The organism is Mycobacterium sherrisii (genome assembly GCF_002102355.1).
Lineage (GTDB): Bacteria > Actinomycetota > Actinomycetes > Mycobacteriales > Mycobacteriaceae > Mycobacterium > Mycobacterium sherrisii.
The window spans coordinates 170,434-190,967 of the sequence record NZ_LQPT01000028.1 but is presented as its reverse complement, the minus strand read 5'-3'; the positions used below and the strand labels follow the sequence as shown (position 1 = coordinate 190,967).

General features: G+C 67.5%; 20 protein-coding genes and 1 pseudogene. 12 read left to right on the top strand and 9 right to left on the bottom strand.

Going from position 1 to position 20,534, the window contains the following annotated elements; all coding sequences use genetic code 11:
* Positions 1–75: 75 nt before the first annotated feature.
* The 5 genes and pseudogenes from AWC25_RS05765 to AWC25_RS05750 all read left to right on the top strand — a co-directional run.
* Positions 76–291, top strand: a pseudogene (locus AWC25_RS05765) (integrase core domain-containing protein); the annotation flags it as partial.
* Positions 292–426: 135 nt separating this feature from the next.
* A complete protein-coding gene (locus tag AWC25_RS05760) occupies positions 427–2,175 on the top strand; it encodes a hypothetical protein (protein WP_244899462.1) in 1,749 nt (582 codons plus the stop codon).
* Entirely contained in the window at positions 2,132–2,764 is a 633-nt protein-coding gene (locus AWC25_RS27285) for a RyR domain-containing protein (RefSeq protein WP_244899461.1), read from the top strand. Before AWC25_RS05760 ends, AWC25_RS27285 begins: the two co-directional genes overlap by 44 nt.
* 118 nt (positions 2,765–2,882) lie before the next feature.
* Positions 2,883–3,521: a toll/interleukin-1 receptor domain-containing protein gene (locus AWC25_RS05755; protein ID WP_085166464.1), complete on the top strand. Its 639-nt coding sequence runs from the start codon at positions 2,883–2,885 to the stop codon at positions 3,519–3,521.
* Between the two features lie 169 nt (positions 3,522–3,690).
* Entirely contained in the window at positions 3,691–4,374 is a 684-nt protein-coding gene (locus AWC25_RS05750) for a sensor domain-containing protein (protein WP_158089728.1), read from the top strand.
* Positions 4,375–4,615: 241 nt separating this feature from the next.
* Here the strand turns inward: AWC25_RS05750 and AWC25_RS05745 are convergent, their stop codons facing one another.
* Positions 4,616–5,476, bottom strand: a complete 861-nt coding sequence (locus AWC25_RS05745; RefSeq protein WP_142278703.1) for an aminodeoxychorismate lyase — start codon at positions 5,474–5,476, stop codon at positions 4,616–4,618.
* 83 nt (positions 5,477–5,559) lie between these two features.
* Here AWC25_RS05745 and ygfZ point away from each other — a divergent pair, with 83 nt between their 5' ends.
* Both ygfZ and AWC25_RS05735 read left to right on the top strand, forming a co-directional pair.
* The gene (gene ygfZ, locus AWC25_RS05740) at positions 5,560–6,654 is read left to right on the top strand and encodes a CAF17-like 4Fe-4S cluster assembly/insertion protein YgfZ (RefSeq protein ID WP_085166462.1); all 1,095 of its coding nucleotides are present in this window, start codon (positions 5,560–5,562) and stop codon (positions 6,652–6,654) included.
* A 147-nt stretch (positions 6,655–6,801) separates the two neighbouring features.
* Positions 6,802–6,981: a DUF3073 domain-containing protein gene (locus AWC25_RS05735; protein WP_069402890.1), complete on the top strand. Its 180-nt coding sequence runs from the start codon at positions 6,802–6,804 to the stop codon at positions 6,979–6,981.
* Positions 6,982–7,044: 63 nt separating this feature from the next.
* Here the strand turns inward: AWC25_RS05735 and purM are convergent, their stop codons facing one another.
* From purM to AWC25_RS05720, 3 genes are all read right to left on the bottom strand, one after another.
* The gene (gene purM, locus AWC25_RS05730; protein ID WP_069402891.1) at positions 7,045–8,139 is read right to left on the bottom strand and encodes a phosphoribosylformylglycinamidine cyclo-ligase; all 1,095 of its coding nucleotides are present in this window, start codon (positions 8,137–8,139) and stop codon (positions 7,045–7,047) included.
* A 70-nt stretch (positions 8,140–8,209) separates the two neighbouring features.
* Positions 8,210–9,745 carry an amidophosphoribosyltransferase gene (purF, locus tag AWC25_RS05725; protein WP_069402892.1) on the bottom strand — a complete coding sequence of 512 codons (1,536 nt, stop codon included), beginning with the start codon at positions 9,743–9,745 and terminating at the stop codon, positions 8,210–8,212.
* 130 nt (positions 9,746–9,875) lie between these two features.
* On the bottom strand, positions 9,876–10,271 hold the full coding sequence (locus AWC25_RS05720) for a sterol carrier family protein (RefSeq protein WP_069402893.1): 396 nt from the start codon (positions 10,269–10,271) through the stop codon (positions 9,876–9,878).
* A 19-nt stretch (positions 10,272–10,290) separates the two neighbouring features.
* Between AWC25_RS05720 and AWC25_RS05715 the strand changes: the two genes are divergently transcribed.
* Complete coding sequence (locus AWC25_RS05715; protein WP_085166461.1) at positions 10,291–11,505, top strand: MCE family protein; 1,215 nt, start codon at positions 10,291–10,293, stop codon at positions 11,503–11,505.
* Between the two features lie 2 nt (positions 11,506–11,507).
* Here AWC25_RS05715 and purL read toward each other — a convergent pair whose 3' ends face one another.
* Together purL and AWC25_RS05705 are read right to left on the bottom strand one after the other, a co-directional pair.
* Positions 11,508–13,784, bottom strand: coding sequence for a phosphoribosylformylglycinamidine synthase subunit PurL (purL, locus tag AWC25_RS05710; RefSeq protein ID WP_142278701.1), 2,277 nt, complete (start codon positions 13,782–13,784; stop codon positions 11,508–11,510).
* A gap of 50 nt (positions 13,785–13,834) precedes the next feature.
* The gene (locus AWC25_RS05705; RefSeq protein ID WP_069402895.1) at positions 13,835–14,623 is read right to left on the bottom strand and encodes a helix-turn-helix domain-containing protein; all 789 of its coding nucleotides are present in this window, start codon (positions 14,621–14,623) and stop codon (positions 13,835–13,837) included.
* 166 nt (positions 14,624–14,789) lie between these two features.
* On the opposite strand from AWC25_RS05705, the gene AWC25_RS05700 reads away from it, so the two are divergent.
* Complete coding sequence (locus AWC25_RS05700; protein WP_244899460.1) at positions 14,790–15,146, top strand: nuclear transport factor 2 family protein; 357 nt, start codon at positions 14,790–14,792, stop codon at positions 15,144–15,146.
* 3 nt (positions 15,147–15,149) lie between these two features.
* Here AWC25_RS05700 and AWC25_RS05695 read toward each other — a convergent pair whose 3' ends face one another.
* A complete protein-coding gene (locus tag AWC25_RS05695) occupies positions 15,150–16,220 on the bottom strand; it encodes a phosphotransferase (protein WP_069402899.1) in 1,071 nt (356 codons plus the stop codon).
* Positions 16,221–16,301: 81 nt separating this feature from the next.
* On the opposite strand from AWC25_RS05695, the gene AWC25_RS05690 reads away from it, so the two are divergent.
* Positions 16,302–16,883, top strand: coding sequence for a TetR/AcrR family transcriptional regulator (locus AWC25_RS05690; protein WP_142278700.1), 582 nt, complete (start codon positions 16,302–16,304; stop codon positions 16,881–16,883).
* On the opposite strand, the gene AWC25_RS05685 is transcribed toward AWC25_RS05690, so the two are convergent.
* Both AWC25_RS05685 and AWC25_RS05680 read right to left on the bottom strand, forming a co-directional pair.
* Positions 16,880–17,227, bottom strand: a complete 348-nt coding sequence (locus AWC25_RS05685; protein WP_069402897.1) for a VOC family protein — start codon at positions 17,225–17,227, stop codon at positions 16,880–16,882. The genes AWC25_RS05690 and AWC25_RS05685 overlap by 4 nt on opposite strands.
* Before the next feature lie 34 nt (positions 17,228–17,261).
* Positions 17,262–18,530, bottom strand: a complete 1,269-nt coding sequence (locus tag AWC25_RS05680; protein ID WP_142278695.1) for a M18 family aminopeptidase — start codon at positions 18,528–18,530, stop codon at positions 17,262–17,264.
* 165 nt (positions 18,531–18,695) lie between these two features.
* On the opposite strand from AWC25_RS05680, the gene AWC25_RS05675 reads away from it, so the two are divergent.
* Positions 18,696–19,718, top strand: coding sequence for a Dyp-type peroxidase (locus tag AWC25_RS05675; protein WP_085166459.1), 1,023 nt, complete (start codon positions 18,696–18,698; stop codon positions 19,716–19,718).
* Positions 19,718–20,524, top strand: a complete 807-nt coding sequence (locus AWC25_RS05670; protein ID WP_069401915.1) for a family 1 encapsulin nanocompartment shell protein — start codon at positions 19,718–19,720, stop codon at positions 20,522–20,524. Before AWC25_RS05675 ends, AWC25_RS05670 begins: the two co-directional genes overlap by 1 nt.
* Positions 20,525–20,534 lie beyond the last annotated feature (10 nt).

The following is a 20,534-nucleotide window of genomic DNA, read 5'->3' as shown; positions in this document are numbered from 1 at the left end:
GCCGCCTCCGCAAGTCAAAAAACTAGCGAACCACCACCCTCAACAGCCGAAACCTGGCCAAGGTTAGCCGGATAACCGCGCCACAACGGCAAAGTCGAGCGCTACAACCGCATCCTGGCCGAAGAGTTCCTCTACGCCAGGACATGGACCTCAGAAACCCAACGCGCCGAAGCACTCAAAGTCTGGAACATCCACTTCAACTACCATCGACCACACTCTGCCGCCGCAGGCCAGCCACCAGCATCACGACTCGCCACCGGCGTCACCAATGTCATGGCCTCATACAACTAGTCGGCCGCCGGCGGCCTTGCCCGCGTTCGCAACTCGGGCGTTTCGCAGGCACCCAAACCATTGCTTTCGGCCGGCCTTTTGCGTGTACTGTTCGACGTCCGAGCAGCCCGATACCACGCGAAGGGAGATCGGCGGATGCCCCGCACCAAGACGTCCCCGCCCGTATTGCGCTGGGTCGTCACCGGCGTGGGTCTGCTCCTCATCGTCTATCTGGCCGTGCTCGATTTGCAGCCGGCCATCCTCGACGCGTTGCCGCCGACGCTGGCGTGGTTCGGCCGGCCCGGGTCGATGCCCACGCTGACGATCGTGGTGGCCGTACTGCTTTGGGCGTCGGTGCTGATCTTTCGGTCGGGCAGCAGCCATCGCGTGGTCGGCGTTTCCTTCACACTGATCGCCGCCCTCGTTCCGATCACGGCCGTGCTGGGCCTCAGTTCCTACTGGGGATGTCACGACGCCAACCATCCGGCGTTCTTCACCCCGCTGATGGCGACCGCCAGTCTGGTCAAGGGCGGCACCGGCGACTTTTCGCTGGGCGGGCGCACCTGCCCGAACCCCACGCCGGTCAGGCTGGAATTGGCCCGGATCGCGGCACTTTCGGCGATTTTCACCGGATTGGGCGGCGTCGTCGTGGGCGTGTTCAAGTCGCAGGTCGACCGGTTGCGGGCGAACTGGGCGGATTCGGTCACGGTCATCGTCGGTCTCGATGACGACACCCAATCGATGATCAGTGCGGTGGCGCGCACCCTGGACCGGCGCGCCACCCTGGTCGTCATCACCGGTTTCAGCGACGACCGGATCGCGCGGGCGCGCCGACAGGGCGCCCGGGTGGTGCTGGTGGATTTCACCAACCCGTCCACCCTGGTGTCACTTCGGTTGTGGCGGCGGTTATCTCGCCTCTATCTGATGGCACCGGATCCGGCCGTCAACCTCATGTGGCTGGACCTGATCAGTCGTCGGCTCGCCGAGGTCGCCCACAAGCAGCGGCTGCCGCTGTCCGTCCGGATGGACGATCCCTGGCTGGCCCAGGCGTGGCGCGCCCAGCAGTTCGGCGGATCGGACACTCGGTGGGCCGCCGACGTGGTCGGAAAATATGAGGTGACTGCCGGCCGGCTGCTCGACAGCATCATCGCGACGGGCCAAACCGAACGGGTATTCGTTTGTGGGACTTCACAACTGACCTTGGCAATGTGCGCCGATTTGACGCAGCGAGTGCTGGAACGCGACTTCTACACGCCGGCCGACGCACCCGCGTTGCCCGCGCTCACCCTGGTTGAGCGCGACGCCGAAGACTACCTGCATGATCACGAGTTCTACCGGCAGCAAGCGGGATTCGTGTCGCAAGGACCTGCCATCGACGCCGTCGCCGAGGCGCCGACGATACCGACCATGCTCAGGTTGATCGGTGACACCGACCCGGCCACCAGCGCGGTGGTCTTCGTCGACGCTCATGCCGGCACGACGGCCGCCCGGCTGGCCGCCCGTTTTCCCGAAATGCCCATCCACGCTTCGGATCTGAACACCAGCATCAGCGACGATTCGATTCAGGTCGTCGGCCGGTTGCAGTCCTATTCGCTGGTGCTGGACACCCAAGAGGGCCAGATGCGTGACACCTGGGAGCGAGCAGCGCGGCTGATCCATGAGCGCTACGTCTCGACGATCGATCCGGACGGTCCGCGCTCCCCAGCCGCGATGCCGTGGACCGAGCTCAGCGAGTTCTATCGCGGATCCAACCGACGCCAAGTCCGCAACGCGTTGTGGATGGTGGAGCAGATCGCCGGCCACACCTGGAATACCTGGGGCAGCCCCCCCGGCACAGCTATCCGGCAGCGAGATGGCCCAATTGGCGCCACTCGAGCAGCTCGACCGGATGGGCTTCGACCATGACGCGGCGCTGCGGATGGCCCAAGCCGAGCACGAGGACTGGTGTCGCTACTACCGCCGCAACGGCTGGCGATACGGCTCGCCACGCGACGATTCCCACAAGATCCACGACAAACTCGTCGACTGGTCGGTGGTGGAAAGCGATCCGAATCTGTTGAATGCGGCGGTCCGCAGTCTGGCGGGCACGCTATGGCGCCTGCGCCAATTGGGTTTTCGGTCCCGGCCGCTATGGCAGTCCTTCACCCGGGTGGGGACGGTCACCGCCGAACAACGCAGTGTGCCCTGGACGTGGACGTCGGATTCGGGGCACACCATGCGCGCCGCGCCCGGCGACTGGGCGATCCAGGAGAACGGCAAGGTGTGGTCGGTCCGCGACGACGTCTTCCGCCAGACCTACGAGCCGGCCGGCGACGGGCGATGGCAGCGCAAGGGGCGGGTGCAGGCTCGCCCCGCCTACCCGGGCGAGACCATCAACACCCTCGAAGGCCCCACGACAGCGGCGGAGGGCGACTGGATCGTCCGGGGGGCGGGCGGCGAGCAATGGCCGGTTCCCGGTGCCGAGTTCGCCCGGCGCTACGCCGAAATCCGCTGAAAATTTGCGCATCCGGGAGGGTCTGAACACTGATACGGTATCGGCGCAGGTGCGTACCCGCCGCACCGGCAGGCTTGCGCGTCAGTTCGTTCGCTGCACTGCACTCTAGGAGACTGCGATGGCGCTGTTCATCAGCTACTCGAGCCAGGATCGGGGCAAGGTCGACTCCCTGACCAATGCGCTTCGGCGTGGGCAGAACCAGGTGTGGTTCGACCAAGAGCTCGGCGGCGGCGAGTCCTGGTGGGCCAAGATCCTCGAGCAAATCCGCGACTGCGAGGTCTTCATCGTCGCGCTGTCGAGCAATTGGCTGCAATCCAAGCCGAGTCAGGCCGAGTTGCGTTACGCCCAGGCGCTGAACCGTCCGATCCTGCCGGTTCGGGTCGGCGACGTCGACAGCATGCGCGTGAATCCCCTTGCGGCATTACAGATTATCGACTACCGCGAGCCCACGGTCGACGCCGGCATCCAGTTGGTCACCGCGGTGCACGGGCTGCGCAGCAAGCCGGTGCCACTGCCCGACCCGCTGCCCGAGGAACCACCGGTGCCGTTCGGTTACATCACGCGCCTGGGAAACACTCTCGCCGAAAGGAACTCAGCCCGCAGCAGCAGCTCGCGCTGTTGGTCGAGCTGCGGTCGGGTCTCGACGAGGACGGTGACGATCCCAGCGCGCGCAGCGACATCGCCCAGCTGTTGCGCATGCTTCGTCTGCGGCATGACGTCACATACCGCACCCGCAGCGAAATCGACAACGTGCTAGCCGAAATCGAGGCAAAAGACGGGTCGCCCGCGGGTCCGAAAACACCGGCGCCGCCCACCGCACCCGGCGACCAACCGCCCGCGCCGGCCGCCCCGGCGGCGGCCAGTGGCGCGGCGCGGCCGGCGGGTCCAACAAACGACTGCTCATCATCGGCGCCGCCGCCTTAGCGGTGATCGCCGCCATCGCGGTCGTGGTGGTGTTCACCACGCAGGGCGGCAAGACCAAGTCGGCGTCGCGGCCCGGCAACGCGAATTCGGCGCCGGCGGCCGAGAATTCGTCTCCGAACGCGAGCAAGCTGGACGCCCTGCTGATCGGCGCCCCGGAGGTCGCCAACATAGTCGGCGACCCCACCGTGGTGCCCGGCGAACGAATCGGCCAACTGCGCAGTCCGAAGTGGACGCTGTCCGACCCCGATTGCTCGGGAACCTACGAACCGGCCACTGCGGCGGCGTACCAAAGCGCCGGCGGCTTCAACGCGGTGAGCGGTCTGATCCTGCACACGCCCGGTCAGGACGCGCCGAACCGGATCGTCGAAACGGTCGCGGAGTTCTCCTCTCCCGACAGCGCCCGCGCTTTCGTGCAGGCGTCCGCGGACAGCTGGAAGGCCTGCGCCGGAAAAACGGTGACGGAATCACTCAACGGCCACAGCTTCGACTGGAATTTCGGGCAGGTCGAGGGCACCGTGCCCAGGATCGCACAGCAGCGCACGCGGGGCGACAACGGCAAGATCTGCCACCACGTGCTGCACGCGCAGAGCGCCGACGTCATCGACGTGTTGGTGTGCGGCCCGAATGCCGTACCCGGGCAGGCGGGCAAGATTGCCGAGCTGATCGCCGCGAAATCCGTCCAATAGCGCCTTGGACATGGAGCGGCCCCCGAGCAATGCTCCTGGTTGGACAGACCGGGATGCTCGGGGGCCGGGTGGCTACGGGGAATTCGCCAGCGCGCGTAAGTTCGCTAGCTCTTCCGAGCCATGCAGCTAGCGCGTAGCCACCTCACATGTCCATGAAGCTATCAATTTCGCGGACCACCTCCTTCCCTGTGTACGGCCGACCGTACCCGCCGTTTCGCGCACCGACAACACAATTCGGCGCTCAGCGATCAATGACGATCGCGGCGTCGACCAGTTCGGCGAACTCCTCGGTCATGGGCGAGCGGAGCAGTCGGCGACCGTCGAGCGTGTGCACGCGGGCGGCCAGAGTCATGCTGGAGACCAGCCAAATCCCTTGGGCAGCATGCAAATCCGCGACGCGCAGCGCGCGGTAGTCACAGTCGTAGCCTTTGCTGCGCGCCGCCTCGAACAGGGCCTGCTGGGTGGTGCCGCGCAAGATCGGATACCAGGGCGGCGGCGTCAGCAGACAGAGGTTACCGTCGGCGTCCGTTGCGGCGATCACCACCGTGGAGCGCGGCCCCTCGAGGATGTAGCCGTCGGTGCTGACGAAGATGACGTCGCCGGCGCCCTGCGCTGCGGCGTGCCGCAGCGCGGCCATGTTCATCGCATAGGACAAGGTCTTGGCACCGGCCAGCAGCCACGGCATCTCGTCGACGCCGGTCGCGGGCAGCCCCCGGTCCAGCGTGACAACCGCGACCCCGTCGCGGCGCACCGTGGCTACCCGGTCGGGAACGTCGGTGATCATCACGTAGGCCGTCGGTGCCGAACCGCTCTCGCGGCCCCGGCTGTAGATCAGCCGCAGCACGCCCTCCCGGGCCGCGCCGTCCCATTGTCGGACCGCCGTCTCGACGGCCCGCCGCCAGCGCGGCAGGTCCGGCTCCGGCAGGCCCATCAGTTCGGCCGACTGGGCGAGCCGGTGCAGATGCGCCTCGACCAGGCAGGCGCGGCCATCGCGGACCAGCAGTGTTTCGAAGGCACCATCGCCGCGGACGGCGGCGAGATCGTCGGCGTAAAGCAGCGGCGCACCGGGCGGGTGAATCGCGCCGTCGAGCGTGACGATCACACCCGTCTGACCTGCCATGCCGATCGAGCCTAGCGGTCACGTGCGGCTCCTGGCCGGGCGACCGGATCCGTAGAGTTGACGGTGTGCATCCCGTTCCCGCACCCGAATCCGGACCTGACGCCGGCGCGATCTGGCACTACGGCGATCCGCTCGGCGAGCAGCGCGCGGCCGAGACCGACGCGGTGCTGGTGAGCCGCGCCCACCGCGCGGTTCTTACCCTGACCGGGGCGGACCGGCAGGGCTGGCTGCACAACATCTCGACACAACACGTCAGCGCGCTTGCCGACGGCGCCAGCACGCAAAACCTCAGCCTGGACGGGCAGGGGCGTGTCGAAGACCACTGGCTTCAGACGGAACTCGGCGGGACCACCTACCTCGACACCGAACCCTGGCGTGGCGAGCCGTTGCTGGCCTACTTGAGCAAGATGGTGTTCTGGTCCGACGTCCAGCCGGGCGCCGCGGATCTGGCGGTGTCGTCGCTGATCGGACCGCTGCTGGCCGACCGCGCGGTGCTCGTCGCGCTCGGTCTGGACGCCTTGCCCGACGAGATGGTCGCGGTGCCGCTGGCAGGTGGGGGCTTTGTCCGTCGGATGCCTACGTCGCCAACCGGCCAGCCCGAGCTCGACCTGGTGGTGCCGCGAAGCGCGGTCACCGACTGGCACAGCCGTCTCGTCGCGGCGGGCGTGCGACCGGCCGGGGTGTGGACCTACGAGGCGCACCGGGTGGCAGCGCTGCGTCCGCGTCTCGGCGTCGACACCGACGAACGCACGATTCCGCACGAGGTGCGGTGGATCGGGGGTCCTGGCGTCGGGGCCGTGCACTTGGACAAGGGGTGCTATCGCGGCCAGGAGACCGTCGCCCGCGTGCACAACCTGGGTAAACCTCCGCGGATGCTGGTGCTGCTGCACCTCGACGGCTCGGTGGAGCGCCCGTCCACGGGCGAGCCGGTGCTCGCGGGCGGCCGCGCCGTCGGGCGCCTGGGGACCGTCGTCGAGCACGTGGATCTGGGTCCGATTGCGCTGGCACTCGTCAAGCGCGGGCTACTCGCCGACACCGAGCTCGCCACCGGTCCGGACGCCGCCGTGGCGGCGGTCGTCGACGCGGATTCGCTGCCGCCGGCCGACCAGATCGGGGCGGGACGGCTGGCCGTTGAACGCTTGCGGGGCGGTGCGGGATAATTTCCGACGAAGTCCAACACGGCGGGCAGGGGGCACCGACGCCCCTCCCCGCGGCACGGTAAACTGTTGGCAGGACAATAACGACACCAAGAGATCGGAGCCGCCTACTTGTTAGGCCGCTCCGTTATTGCGCGAGGGGGTCCCCCCATGGGCCGCGGCCGGGCGAAGGCAAAGCAGACCAAGGTTGCTCGAGAACTGAAGTACAGCTCCCCCCAGACCGACTTCGATCGGCTTCAGCGCGAGCTGTCGGGGACCGGTGCAGGCGAACCCGGCGACCTGGACGGCGCCGACGACTCCTGGGATCACGACGACGACTGGCGCCGCTAGAACTTACTCCGTGCCGATGCCGCGAGCATCGGCACAGTGTTGGTCCCAGTTAGGCGCAGGTGTTCAAAATCTCGGGTGTTGCCCCACGAGCTTTGCGCGCGGACCTTCCTTCCCGCCCTTGCAGACGGTGCCCAACACCCAGCAGTCCAGGTGCCGTGCGGTCAGGATGGCCAGCGCGCGGTCGGTGTCCTCGGGAGCGACGACGGCGATCATGCCGACGCCCATGTTGAACGTCTTCTCCATCTCCTCGCGGGTGACCCGGCCGCGCTGGGCGATCATTGCGAACACCGGCGCGGGTGTCCAGGTGCCGCGGTCGAGCTCGGCCACCAGACCGTGCGGAATGACGCGGCCCAGGTTGCCGGCCAACCCGCCGCCGGTCACGTGGCAGAACGTGCGGACGTGGGTTTCGGCCGTCAGGGCCAGGCAGTCCTTGGCGTAGATCCGGGTCGGTTCGAGCAACTCCTCGCCCAGCGTGCGGCCGAACTCCTCGACGTAGCCCGCGAGGTTCATGCGGTCGATCTCGAGCAGCACGGTGCGCGCCAGGGAATATCCGTTGGAATGCAGACCGGAGGATCCCATCGCGATGATGACGTCGCCGGGCTTGACCCGGTCCGGGCCCAGCACGTCGTCGGCCTCCACGACGCCCACCCCGGTTGCCGAGATGTCGTAGTGATCGGGTTCCATCAGGCCGGGATGTTCGGCGGTCTCACCGCCCAGCAACGCACATCCCGCCCGCACGCACCCCTCGGCGATACCGCTGACGATCGCTGCCACGCGTTCGGGCACCGTGCGGCCGACGGCGATGTAGTCCTGCAGGAACAGCGGTTCGGCGCCGCAGACCACCAGGTCGTCGACGACCATGGCCACCAAGTCCAGGCCGACGGTGTCGTGCTTGTCCATCGCCTGCGCAACCGCCAGCTTGGTGCCGACGCCGTCGCTGGAGGCGGCCAGTACCGGCTCGCGATAGTCGCCACGCAACGCGAACAACCCGGCGAATCCACCCAGCCCACCGCGCACCTCTGGCCGGGTGGCTTTTGCCGCCAAAGGCTTGAACAGATCGACTGCGCGGTCGCCGGCGTCAATATCCACCCCGGCCGACGCGTAGGTAATGCCCTGGCTGCCCGGTTCTGCTCCGGGGCTTTTTCCGGGATCGGTCATCGCGATAAAGGCTACCGGTAGGCGCTTCACGCCGGTATCAAACGTGTTTGACCACCCGCGCGAAACTCGGTCAGTGCGTGACCGGGACTTCGTCAGCCGCCAGCTCCCCGAGCTCCGCGCCGCGGGCCGCGTTGGCGAGCATGTGCTCGATCACGTTCTTGCCCAGCGCCGTTTCGCTGGGCAGTTCGATCGGATACTTGCCGTCGAAGCAGGCGGTACACAGCCGCGACGCGGGCTGCTCGGTCGCGGCGATCATGCCGCGCAGCGAGATGTAGCCCAAGGAGTCGGCGCCGATGGCATGCCGGACTGCTTCCAGCATTTCGTCTTCGTCCTCGACGGCGTTGGCGATCAGCTCGGCCGGCGACGGAAAGTCGATGCCGTAGAAGCACGGCCACTTCACCGGGGGAGACGCGATCCGCACGTGCACCTCGACGGCGCCGGCCTCGCGCAGCATCCGCAGCAACGCGCGCTGGGTGTTGCCCCGGACGATCGAGTCGTCGACGACGATGAGCCGCTTGCCGCGGATCACCTCTTTGAGCGGGTTCAGCTTCAGTCGGATGCCCAGCTGGCGGATCGTCTGCGACGGCTGGATGAAGGTCCGGCCCACGTAGGCGTTCTTCATCAGGCCTTGGCCGTAGGGAATCCCGGACTCCTGGGCGTACCCGACGGCCGCCGGGGTGCCGGACTCCGGCACGCCGATCACCAGGTCGGCTTCCACCGGAGCTTCGCGCGCCAACCGGCGGCCGATTTCCACCCTTGCGCCGTGCACGGAGCGACCGCCGATGTTGCTGTCCGGCCGGGCCAGGTAGACGTACTCGAAGACGCAGCCCTTGGGGGTGGGGTTGGCGAACCGGGTGGAGCGCACGCCGTCGGCGTCGATTGCCAGCAGTTCGCCGGGTTCGATGTCGCGAACGAATGAGGCGCCGACGATATCGAGCGCGGCGGTCTCGGAGGCCACCACCCAGCCGCGGTCCAGGCGGCCCAGCGAAAGCGGCCGCACCCCGTAGGGGTCGCGGCAGGCATACAGCGTGGTCTCGTCCATGAACGTCAGACAGAACGCGCCGCGGACGGTCGGCAATAGTTCCAGCGCGGCCTGCTCCAGCGTGGCGTCGGCCGCGCCGTGGGCCAGCAGCGCGCCCAGGATGTCGGAATCGGTGGTCGCCGGCGCCGGGGCGCGCTTGGCGATCAGGCCCTCGTCGCGGGCGCGGGCGGCCAGCTCCGCGGTGTTGACCAGATTCCCGTTGTGGCCCAACGCGACCCCGGTCCCGGCCGCGGTGTTCCGGAAGACGGGCTGGGCATTTTCCCAGGTGGTGTCGCCGGTGGTGGAGTAGCGGCAGTGTCCGATGGCGACATGGCCGGGCATGGCCGCCAATGTCTGCTCGTCGAAGACCTGACTGACCAGGCCCAGGTCTTTGAAGACCAGCACTTGAGATCCGTCGGCGACGGCGATGCCGGCGGCTTCCTGACCGCGATGCTGCAGCGCGTAGAGGCCGTAATAGGTGAGTTTGGCGACTTCCTCACCGGGCGCCCAGACGCCGAATACGCCACATTCTTCGCGAGGTGAATTCAGGTCCTGCTCGGCTGCATCTGATCCGGCGACGGTCACGGTGGGCGGCTCCCTAGAGCGAGTGGTGACGTACTGGGAGTTTACGGCCAGGACCGGCACGCCGACGAATCCGCGCGGCGTGTCAAGCGTTGTAGTTTTCGGCGTGTCAGGCTAAACCTGCAGTTCAGGGTTATATACAGCGCACATCGAACAGCGGTAGCCAGTGGCCAATTTCACCCGCTCGGGCACCCGAGGACCGCAGCGCTCCGCTGGCTTCGGCGTCGGTGAGCGACAACATCCCGGCGGCCAGCAGCAGCCACGTCCTCGGGTCCGTCTCCACCACGTTGGGCGGTGTGCCTCGGGTGTGCTTCGGGCCTGCCACACATTGCACCGCGACGAACGGCGGGATCCGCACCTCGACGCTGGCGCCGGGCGCCAGGGCGGCCAGCCTGCGTGCCGTGAGTCGCACGGCCGCTGCGAGGGTGGTGCGCTCCGGCGCCGGGCCTGATCCGTCGCGCAGCCAATCTGCGACGGCCATCAGCGCCTCGCGCGTCTTGGCCGGATCGGCAGTATCACGGGCGGCCATACCCTAGGGTCTCAGAGTCATGGAGCGTCGTCGCTCGCGGCCGCCTCCCCCCTACCAGGCCATCGGCCTGGTGACGATCGTGGTCATGGGGCTTTTGGGGTTGGCCCTGTACGCTCAGTTCCGCGGGGAGCTCACCCCGAAGACTAAGCTGACCATGATCGCCCCGCGGGCGGGTTTGGTGATGGATCCGGGCTCCAAGGTCACCTATAACGGTGTCGAAATCGGCAGAGTGTCCGGCATTTTCGCGATCGACCGGGGCGGTATGCCCGCCGCCAAGGTGGTGCTGGACGTGACGCCCAGATATGTGGCCGCGATTCCGGCCAACGTGGTGGCCGAGGTCAAGGCGACCACCGTGTTCGGCAACAAGTACGTCGCCTTGAGCTCCCCAAAACACCCTGCGCTGCAATCGATTACACCGTCAACTGTGATAGATGCGACGTCGGTGACGACGGAATTCAACAGCCTGTTCGAGACCCTGACGTCCATCGCGGAAAAGGTGGATCCCGTCAAGGTGAACTTGACGCTGTCCGCGGCAGCGCAGGCGCTGACGGGCTTGGGCGAGAAATTCGCCGCCTCGCTGATCAACGGCAACGCGATATTGGACGACCTGAACCCGCAACTGCCCAAGCTGCGTTCGGACATCGCGCGGCTGGCGGCGCTGGGCGACACCTACGCCGACGCGGCACCCGAACTGTGGGACGCGCTCGACCATGCGGTGAGGAGCGCGCGCACGCTCAACCGGCAGCAAAATGAGCTGGACGTGGCGCTACTGGCGGCGGCAGGGTTGGGCGGTACCGCCGCCGGCGTTGTCGCGCGAGGCGGACCGTACCTGACCCGCGGGGCTTCCGATCTCACTTCGTCGAGCCTGCTGCTCGACGAATACAGTCCGGAAATCTTCTGCACCATCCGCAATTTCAACGAAGTGGCGCCTAAGATTCACAATGCGCTCGGTGACAATGGTTACGCGCTGGGCGCTCACTCCTCGGGATCGGTTGCGGGAGCGCCCAATCCGTATATCTATCCGGAGAATCTGCCGCGGATCAACGCCCGGGGTGGGCCCGGCGGGCGGCCGGGGTGCTGGCAGTCGATCACCCGCACGCTCTGGCCGGCCCCGTATCTAGTCGCCGACACTGGCGCGAGCATCGCCCCGTACAACCATTTCGAGGTCGGTTCGCCGGTGGCGGTGGAATACGTGTGGGGACGCCAGGTGGGCGACCACACGATCAACCCGTGAACCTAGCCGAACAGCCGCGGCAGCACCGCTTCGGAAGTCGCGCGCAGTTCGGCCAGCGGCACCCTGAACAACCCCTGAACTTCCACTTCGTCGGAGGACTGGTCGACGACGCCGATACGCACGGCCGGCAGCCCCCGCGCCTCGCACATCGACCGGAATCGGCTCTCCTCGGTGCGCGGCACCGCCACCATCACCCGGCCCGCAGACTCGGAGAACAGCATGACAAACGGATCGGTGCCCTCGGGAAGGACTATGCGACAACCGGTTTCGCCGGCCAACGCCGATTCCACGACGGCCTGGGCCAGGCCGCCTTCGGACAGGTCGTGCGCGGCAGTCAGCAACCCGTCGCGCGATGCCGCGTTCAGCACCTCGGCCAGCAGCTTCTCCCTGGCCAGATCCACCGCCGGCGGCAGCCCGCCCAGGTGATCGGCGGTCACCTGGGCCCAAATCGATCCGTCGAACTCGTCGCGGGTGTCGCCGAGTAGCAGCAGGCTCTCGCCGGGCTCGGTACCCAGGGCGGTGGGAATGCGCCGGTCGACGTCGTCGATCACCCCGAGCACGCCGACCACCGGGGTAGGCAGGATCGCGACCGAACCGGTTTGGTTGTAAAAGCTGACATTTCCTCCGGTCACCGGAATGCCCAGAGCCACACAGCCATCCGCGAGTCCCCGAACGGCTTGGGAGAACTGCCACATCACCCCGGGGTCTTCCGGTGAGCCGAAGTTGAGGCAGTTGGTCACCGCCACCGGGACGGCACCGGTGACGGCGACGTTGCGGTAGGCCTCGGCCAGGGCCAGCTGGGCTCCGGTGTAGGGGTCGAGTTTGGTGTAGCGGCCCGACGCGTCGGTCGAGATCGCGATGCCGCGGCCGGTGGATTCGTCGATGCGCAGCACCCCGCCGTCGGCGTGCTCGGCCAGCACGGTGTTGCCGCGCACGTAGCGGTCGTACTGTTCGGTGATGAACGCCCGGCTGCACAGGTGCGGACTGCCCAGCAGCTCAAGCAAAGTCGAGCGGAGCTCGGCGCCGGTGGTGGGCCGGGGCAGGTCGGCCGTGGTGTCCGCATTCAAGGCGTCCTGCGAGTCGGGCCGAGCCACCGGCCGCTGGTACACCGGGCCCTGATGGGCTACGGTGCGTGGCGGTACGTCGACGACCGTCTCACCGTGCCAAGTGATTTGGAGCCGGTCACCGTCGGTGACCTCGCCGATGACCGTCGCCAGCACATCCCACTTGCGGCACACCGCCAGGAAGGCCTCGACGTTCTCGGGTGCGACCACCGCACACATCCGCTCCTGGGACTCACTGGACAGGATCTCGGCCGGGGTCATGTTCGCCGCCCGCAGCGGAACGGTCTCCAGCTCCACCCGCATGCCACCGTCGCCGGCGGATGCGAGTTCTGAAGTGGCACAGGATAATCCGGCGCCGCCAAGATCCTGAATACCGATCACCAGCCCCGCCGCGTACAGCTCGAGACAACACTCGATGAGCACCTTCTCGGTGAACGGGTCACCCACCTGCACCGAGGGCAGCTTTTTGCGGCCGGGACCGCCGCCCTCGTCCCCGCCGAAGGTCTCCGATGCCAAAACCGATACGCCGCCAATCCCGTCGAGGCCGGTACGGGCCCCGAACAGGATGATCTTGTTGCCAGTGCCGGAGGCGAAGGCGAGGTGTAGGTCCTCCTTGCGCAGCACCCCGACGCACAGCGCATTGACCAAGGGGTTACCGGCGTACGACGCGTCGAACACGGTTTCGCCGCCGATGTTGGGCAGGCCCAGGGAGTTACCGTAGCCGCCGATTCCGCGGACCACGCCGTCGAGCACCCGGCGGGTGTCCGGCGCATCCGCGGCGCCGAAGCGCAGCTGATCCATCACCGCGATCGGGCGTGCACCCATCGCCATGATGTCGCGCACGATGCCGCCGACACCGGTGGCGGCGCCTTGATAGGGCTCGACGTAGGAGGGATGGTTGTGCGACTCGACTTTGAACGTGACGGCCCAGCCGTCACCGATGTCGACGACGCCCGCGTTCTCCCCGATCCCGGCCAGCATCGCCGCGCGCATCTCGTCGGTCGTGGTCTCACCGAAGTAACGCAGGTGGACCTTCGAGGATTTGTACGAGCAATGCTCACTCCACATCACCGAGTACATCGCCAGCTCGGTGTCGGTGGGTCTGCGGCCCAAGATCTCGCGAATCCGCTGGTACTCGTCGTCCTTGAGGCCCAGTTCACCGAAGGGTTGCGGGTGGTCGGGGGTGGCGGCTGCGTGTTCGACGGTGTCCGCCACGTGGGTACGGGCGCCCGTTCCGGAGACAGTCACGCCCACAGTGTAGAGAGCTAACCGCCGCGCAGCAGGCGGGCGCTTTCGGGGTCGGCCGGATAGAACAGCTCGACGGCCAGCTCGGCCAGTGTGATGTCGAGCGGCGTCCCGAAGGTGGTCAAGGTGGTGAACATCGACAGGCGCCGGCCGTCGCCGGCGTCGAGCACGAACGGAACCAGCAGCGATGCGCCGTCTGAGGGTACGGTCCGCGCTCGCGCGGCCGCCGCAACCCCGGGGTACTGCCGCACCTCTTCGTCGAGCCTCCGCAGCCCGGGATCACGAGTGAGCGCGATCGTGCGGCGCAACTGGTGCAGCAAATAGCCCGCCCAGTCGGCGAAGTTCAGGGTCCGGGCCGCAAGTCCATCGGGATGCAGACACAACCGGTAGACGTTGACGGGCGGGCCGAGCAGCTGCTCGGGAAGGCCGGCGGTGAGCGCGGCAGCGGCGGCGTTGGCCCCCACAATGTTCCAACACCGGTCGATCACCACCCCCGGGTACGGATCGTGCGCATCAAGGAGGCGCTGCACCGCCTCGCGTGCCGGGGACAGCGCGGCGTCATCGAGTGAGCGCGCCGGATAGCGCGGGGCGAAGCCGGCGGCCAGTAACAGCGCGTTGCGCTCCCGCAGCGGGATGTCGAGACCTTCGGCGAGCGTGAGCACCATCTCCGGGCTGGGCCGCGCGCGTCCGGTCTCGATGAAGCTCAGATGCCGTGCCGACACCCCGACGCTCAGCGACAGGTCGAGCTGGCTGACCCGTCGGCGGGTCCGCCATTCACGCAACAGAACACCCACCGGCGCGGGACTCACGCCCTAACGGTAGCCAGCTGTGGTACCCGCGGCGATGACCTCGCAGGTAATTGTGCCGCCCCACCGCGTCGGAAGACGCTGGGGGCGAACGCGCTCGATCGAAGCGCCCGACCGTTGGAGGAACCATGACCGACACCACATCAGCCCCCCCAGGTTCAGCGCCGAGGTGTTCGCGGCGTTCTGGGCCGCCCCCGATCTGTCCCGGGGGTTGCCCATCTTGGCCGACGACATCGTCGGCTACTGGCCGAGTGACCCCGAGCCGGTGCGGGGCATCGAGGCATACACCGCAAAGATCACCGAAATACTTTCTGCTGCACCAGATTTGCAACTCGAAGTGGTCGACAGCGCGACTGTCCCGGGCGCCGTCGACGGTGAGGAACTGGTGTTCTTGCACTACACCGGTCGGGGCACCGGGCCGGCCGGACCGTTCCAGATTCGCGGACTCGACCGGGTGCGGACTCGCGACGGCCTGGTCGTGGAAAACGTGATCCGCTACGACCCGCCGTTCCTTGAGCGAGGGTGAGGCTCACTCGGCGATCTCGGCCAGCGCCGAGGCCGTTTCGAGGTCGGCATAGGCGAACGAATACCGTTGGGCCAGTGCGACAGAGGTGTCAGTGCGCTGCCACTCTCCGGCGCTCGCGGTGACCAGCCACAGCGTCAGCCCGTGGGCGACCGACGCCCGGTAGCGCAACCAGATCTCCTCGGCGCTGGGCAGCTCGTCGGCCGGCAAGCCCAGCGTGTCGCGGTATTCGGCGAGCAAATCCCGCTCGCTGCGCCGCCGGTCCTCCACGGTCAGCGCGCCCTGCAGGAAGTAGCCCAAATCCAGCGACCAGTTGCCCCGGCGAGCGACCTGCCAGTCCAGAAACCCCACCTCGCCGCTGGGCAGCAGGTAGGTGTTGCCGATGTGCGGGTCGCCGTGCAGCAGGGTGGGCGGCGAGGTGGTCAGCGTCGCGATGTACGGCTTCCAGATCGAGTCGATGAGCCGGTCGATCGTCAACGAGGTCACTGCGGGAGGCGCGTCGGCGCCAAGACGCTCAAGGGCGACCGGCAGTGGCGCAGCCTCCATGCCCCGCCACGGCAGAAACGGCTCCAACCAACGCAGGGCCGACTCGCATAGCACGCGGTCGCCCCAGTAGCGGCCGTGCATGCGGGCCAGCCCGCGCACACCGGTGGCGACCTGCTCGACCGTCATGGGTCGGGTGCCGTCGCGCGGATCGGCTCCGCGCGCCCGTAGATCCTCCATGACCATCACGAAGTCGTAGTCGGCCTCGTCGATCAGCGCGGCGTGGACGACGGGATGCTGCAGCGGTAACTCCGCCCCACAGGTGAAGAGCCGCGGTTCGTGGAACATGCCGCTGGTCAGGCGAATCAGCGTCTTGTGCGCGGGGTCGGCGGCCTTGACGAACACCGTCGCCGGCCCGTCGCCATGCCGGTAGGTAACGCCGAGCCGGGCGCGGCGGTTGGTGCCGTCATCCCGAAGCTCGACGGTGACGGTGTCGACGACGGCACCGGGAAAGTCCGCGGCCAGGGCCGCCGATAGCCACTGCGGCGTGATCTCCGCCCAGCTCTTCGGCACGGACAACGACACAGCACTCACCGGCGACTCCTTCATAAACGACACGTATCGTTTCCTACAATGATCACGATGAAGGTAGCCGACGCCGCCGAGCTGGCGCCAGTGCCCGTCGAACGGGTAGGGCGTCCGCGCGACGCCCGCTTGCACCACGCGATTCTGGACGCCACCCGTGAGCTTCTGACGACGCGCAGTTACGCCGAGTTGTCCATGGAGAGCGTCGCCGCCCACGCGGGAGTGGGAAAGAAGACGCTTTACCGGCGGTGGTCGTCCAAGGCGCCGTTGGTCGCCGAGGCGGTACTGGAGGCCTACGGGAGGTCGGGGTCGTTCCCGGTCGCGCAGACCGGGGCCGTCCGCGACGATCTCCGGGCGTGGGTCGACGAACATGCCGAGTTTCTGGCCGACCCGTCCAACGCCGCGCTGGTGCGGGCTCTCGTTGCCGCGGCGGCGGCACGCCCGGGTGACGGCGAGGATCTCTATCGGCAGCTAAGTGCACCCCAGCTCGAGGGGCTGACGACGCGGCTGCGCCGGGCCGTCGACGACGGGGAGCTGCGAGCCGGGGCGGACATCGACGCCGTCGCCCACGCCCTGGTGGGCGCGCTGTTGTTCTCCGTACTCACCCAACCCGGCGATCGGGTCGGGTTGGGCGGGATCGTCGACGCGCTCTGCGACGGGATGGCGGGTTAACGGCCCGCCACGCAGAACGCGTTGCCTTCGGGATCGGCCAGCACAATCCAGCGGAAGTTCTCGCCGACCTCGTGCCGGCCCACCTCGATGGCCCCCGCCGCCGTCAGCCGCGAAACTTCGGCGTCGACGTCTTCGGCCCCGAAATCGAGGTGGACGCGATTCTTGCCCGGCGTGGGATCGGGCACCTGCTGAAAGCCCAGCCGGGGACCGTCCGGTCGTACGACCGCGATGAATTCCCCAGGGATGAGTTCGTGTGTGGTGCCGCCGAACTGAGCGGCCCACCAACTGGCCAGCGTAGCGGCGTCGCCGCAGTCGAACGTGACCATCTCCACTTTGAGCGTCATGCCGGTCGACTCTATGCCGGCGTGGCCCACCCGCCTATTGCGGTGACAAAAATGCTTGCAGCGCAGCGGAATACGAGGCGACGTCGTGTGCACCCATCAGTTCGCGTGCGGAATGCATAGCCAGCTGTGCGGCACCGACATCGACGGTCGGGATGCCGGTGCGAGCCGACACCAGCGGCCCGATGGTGGAACCGCAGGGCAGGTCGGTCCGATGTTCGTACCGCTGCAACGCCACCCCGGCCTGATCGCAGGCCAGGGCGAACGCCGCGGCGGTGCGGCTATCGGTCGCATACCGCAAATTTGGGTGCACCTTGAGCACGGGTCCACCGTTGATCGCGATCAGGTGACCCGGCTCGTGACGCTCCGGGTAGTTGGGATGGGTGGCATGCGCCATGTCCGCCGAGGCGAGCAACGACGCCGGCAGCCGGCGTAGGAAGTCCTCGCGGGTGCCGCCGCCCATCAGCACGATGCGTTCCAGCACCGTGCTCAGCAGGTTGGACTGCGCGCCGTGATCCGACGACGAGCCGACTTCCTCGTGATCGAACAGCACCAACACCGGGACGAACGCGCGCGGCTCGACGTTCAGCAGTGCCTCTGTTCCCGCATAGCAACTGGCCAAGTTGTCCAACCGCGGCGCGCTGAGCAAGCTCGCCATCCCCTTGTCCGATGCGCCGATCACCGTCGACGGGGTCAGGTCGTGCGTCATCAAGTCGGCGGCCAGCACGTCGGCCGGAGCCACGCCGGCCCGCTCGGCGACATAGTCGACGAACGACCGCGGCTCGGCTCCCACCCCCCAGACCGCGTTGACGTGTCGCTGCGGGTCCAGGGTCAACGACTTGCGGTCTTCGGCGAGGTGGATGGCCAGCTGCGGGACGCGCAGCAGCGGCTCGTCGATCCGTATCAGGCGATGGTCCAGCCCTGTTCCGGCGCGCACGGACAGCCGTCCGGAGATGCCGAGGTCGCGATCCAGCCAGGAGTTCAGCCAAGCCCCGCCATAGGGTTCCAGGGCGAGCACCTGCCAGCCCGCGACCAGCCGGTCCGGATGCTGCTTGACGCGCAAGTTCGGGCTGTCGGTGTGTGCGCCGACGATCCGGAACGGGCCGTCGGGGCCGGTGGTGTTCCAGGCCACCAGCGAGCCCGCGCGCGCCGTGAAGAAACGTCCCGGCCGCTCCGGCCAGCTGTCGCCCTCGTGAAGTTCGGCATAACCGGCGGCGCGGAGACGGCCCGCGACCGTCTCGCAGGCATGAAAGGGTGAGGGGGAACCGTCGATGAATTCGCAGAGGCCTGCGGCGCTGGCCGACATGGTGAACATCATCGCGGTTTGCAGCGAGGCCCGTCACGTCGGCCCGACCGCGCGGCTCCTCATTCGCGCACTACCTGCGCTCACCGTCGCCACGCCCCACCCCACCGCGCGGCTCCTCATTCGCGCACTACCTGCGCTCACCGTCGCCACGCTAAGGTCACCAGAGTGCCGTCGATTCAGCCGCAGCCCATCCTCGCGCCGTTGACGCCCGCCGCGATCTTTTTGGTAGTCACCATCGACGACGGCGGCGAGGCGACGGTCCACGACGCCCTGCCGGACCTGTCTGGGTTGGTGCGCGCCATCGGCTTTCGCGACCCGTCCAAGCGGCTGTCGGTGATCGCCTCGATCGGTTCGGATGCCTGGGATCGGCTCTTCACCGGGCCGCGCCCCGCCGAGCTTCATCGGTTCCCCGAACTGAACGGACCGCGGCACTACGCGCCGGCGACCCCCGGCGACCTGCTGTTCCACATTCGCGCCGGGACGATGGACGTGTGCTTCGAACTTGCCGGCCGCATCGTCAAGTCGATGGCCGGGGCCGTCACGGTGGTCGACGAGGTACACGGGTTCCGGTTCTTCGACAACCGCGACCTCTTGGGTTTCGTCGATGGCACCGAAAACCCGGACGGCGCAATCGCTATCAGCGCGAGTGCGGTCGGTGACGAGGATCCCGACTTCGCCGGGTCGTGTTATGTGCATATCCAGAAGTACGTGCACGACATGGAAGCGTGGGAGTCGCTGTCGGTCGACGAGCAGGAAATGGTGATCGGCCGGACCAAGCTGGAAGACATCGAGCTCGACGATGACGTCAAACCGGCGAACTCACACATAGCGCTGAACGTCATCGAGGACGACGACGGCACCGAGCTGAAGATCATTCGGCACAACATGCCGTTCGGCGAGGTCGGCAAGGGCGAGTACGGTACCTACTTCATCGGATACTCACGCACACCCGAAGTGACCGAACAGATGCTGCGCAACATGTTTCTCGGTGACCCACCCGGCAACACCGACCGCATCCTAGATTTCTCCACCGCCGTCACCGGCGGTTTGTTCTTCTCCCCCACCGTCGATTTCCTCAACGATCCGCCACCCCTTCCCACCTCGCTCGAAACCCCGGCTACACCGCCCGCTGACCTCGCTTCCACCGACGGCTCACTTGCGATCGGCAGTCTGAAAGGACCCAACTGATGAAGAACAATCTGTACCGCGAACTGGCGCCGATCACCGACGCGGCCTGGGGCGAAATCGAATTGGAGGCCGCGCGCACGTTCAAACGCCACATCGCCGGGCGCCGCGTGGTCGACGTCAGCGAGCCCGGCGGCCCCACGACCGCGGCAATCAGCACCGGCCGGCTGGTCGATGTCGAGGCGCCGACCAACGGCGTGGTCGCCCACCTACGTGCCGCCAATCCTCTTGTCCGGCTGCGTGTTCCATTCACGTTGTCCCGCACGGAGATCGACAACGTGGAGCGCGGGGCACAGGATTCGGACTGGGATCCCGTCAAGGCGGCCGCCAAGAAACTGGCGTTCGTCGAGGACCGCGCGATCTTCGAGGGGTACCCGGCCGCGCAGATCGAGGGCATCCGCTCCGCCAGTTCCAACAAGCCGCTGACGTTGCCGGCGGATCCGCGGGAGATACCGGACGTCATCACCCAGGCGATCTCGGAGCTGCGGCTGGCCGGCGTCGATGGCCCCTACTCGGTGTTGCTGTCCGCGGACGTGTACACGAAGGTCAGCGAGACCACCGAACACGGCTATCCGATCCTCGAACACATCGACCGGCTGGTCCCCGGCGACATCATCTGGGCGCCGGCCATCGACGGCGCCTTTGTGTTGACCACCCGCGGCGGCGACTTCGATCTGCAACTGGGCACCGACGTCTCGATCGGCTACACCGCCCACGACGCGGACTCCGTGCAGCTGTATCTGCAGGAGACCATGACCTTCTTGTGCTACACCGCCGAGGCGTCGGTCCCGCTGGCCGCCCCGGAATAAAACCCGTCGA

What these genes read in the sequence shown, in the direction of transcription:
- AWC25_RS05670 (WP_069401915.1), top strand. Translation starts at nt 19,718, where the DNA reads ATGAAGAACAATCTGTACCGCGAACTGGCGCCGATCACCGACGCGGCC.
- AWC25_RS05680 (WP_142278695.1), bottom strand. Translation starts at nt 18,530, where the DNA reads ATGTCGGCCAGCGCCGCAGGCCTCTGCGAATTCATCGACGGTTCCCCC.
- AWC25_RS05760 (WP_244899462.1), top strand. Translation starts at nt 427, where the DNA reads ATGCCCCGCACCAAGACGTCCCCGCCCGTATTGCGCTGGGTCGTCACC.
- AWC25_RS05735 (WP_069402890.1), top strand. Translation starts at nt 6,802, where the DNA reads ATGGGCCGCGGCCGGGCGAAGGCAAAGCAGACCAAGGTTGCTCGAGAA.
- AWC25_RS05715 (WP_085166461.1), top strand. Translation starts at nt 10,291, where the DNA reads ATGGAGCGTCGTCGCTCGCGGCCGCCTCCCCCCTACCAGGCCATCGGC.
- AWC25_RS05720 (WP_069402893.1), bottom strand. Translation starts at nt 10,271, where the DNA reads ATGGCCGCCCGTGATACTGCCGATCCGGCCAAGACGCGCGAGGCGCTG.
- AWC25_RS05685 (WP_069402897.1), bottom strand. Translation starts at nt 17,227, where the DNA reads ATGACGCTCAAAGTGGAGATGGTCACGTTCGACTGCGGCGACGCCGCT.
- purM (WP_069402891.1), bottom strand. Translation starts at nt 8,139, where the DNA reads ATGACCGATCCCGGAAAAAGCCCCGGAGCAGAACCGGGCAGCCAGGGC.
- AWC25_RS05755 (WP_085166464.1), top strand. Translation starts at nt 2,883, where the DNA reads ATGGCGCTGTTCATCAGCTACTCGAGCCAGGATCGGGGCAAGGTCGAC.